At 71.9% G+C, this 928-nt stretch carries 2 protein-coding genes; both read right to left on the bottom strand.

Annotated features, from left to right (window positions below; translation table 11 throughout):
• Positions 1–222 (bottom strand): ATP-binding protein (locus ACFP3V_RS31385; protein WP_380591109.1); only part of this gene is annotated, 222 nt, incomplete at its 3' end.
• Positions 219–928, bottom strand: a 710-nt coding sequence (locus tag ACFP3V_RS31380) for a Mu transposase domain-containing protein (protein WP_417774527.1), incomplete at its 5' end; no start/stop codon positions are given. The genes ACFP3V_RS31385 and ACFP3V_RS31380, both read right to left, overlap by 4 nt.

Raw genomic sequence — 928 nt, 5'->3', positions numbered from 1 at the left:
GAGGGTCTTGTGGTGCGGCAGCTTGGACAGCCGCAAGGCTCCGCGGAAGCGCCGGTCCTCGCGGACGGCGAGCTCCTCCTCCAAGACCAGGTCGAGGAAGTCGAGGTAACCCAGCTTCGAGTCCTCTGCGCGCTGCACGAACTGGTCGAGCCCGGAGACAAGATGGGGCAGGCCGAGCTTGATGGCGGTGTTGCGGATGCGTGTGGTGACCAGCTCGCTCAACGGGTTTCCTCCGGCTCGGTGGGGAGCGTGACACTGAACGGGCGGGTGCCGGTGAGCTGGTCGTAGACCGACAGCGGACGACGTCCCACCTCGATGCCGGCGACGGCCGAGCGGTGCAGCAAGGCCGTGAGCGGGCTGGCCTCCTCCGCAGGCAGGGGCGTCAGGGACGCAACGACGGGCGCGTCGCCGGTGGTGGTGCGGCGCGAGGAGCCGTCGGGCAGGCCGTCCCAGTGCCGCTCGTCGACGATCCGGGCCCCGCGTCCGACCGCGCGGGCGTGGGTGGCCAGCAGCGTGGTCCCGGCCGGGCTCGGCGTGGTGGCGTGGATGGTGATCGTGGCGGCGGTGGCCTGGACCTCGACGAGCTGGTGGTGGCGGACCCGGCGAGCGGGCACCGAGTAGAGATTGCCGTCGAACGCGACCAGGCAGTCCTTGCCGACGTGCCGCAGGTGTCGCTTGGTGACCAGGTAGGGTGTCGCCGGCAGGGGCCGCAATGCGAGGTGGTCGCGGACCGCCCGGACTCCGATCACCTCGCCGTGGGTGCGGTGGACCCGCGCCCGGCGCTGGGGCAGCCAGGCCAGGAACGCAGCGTCGAGCTCCTCGAGCGAGGAGAACGCGCGGCCGGCCAGTACGTGGTCACGCACGATACCGACCATCCGCTCGACCCGGCCCTTGCCCTGGGGGCGGTAGGCGGCCAGCACGTCGATGT

The organism is Streptacidiphilus monticola, assembly GCF_042658505.1.
GTDB classification, from domain to species: Bacteria; Actinomycetota; Actinomycetes; order Streptomycetales; family Streptomycetaceae; genus Streptacidiphilus; species Streptacidiphilus monticola.
This window is presented reverse-complemented; position numbering and strand designations above follow the sequence as displayed.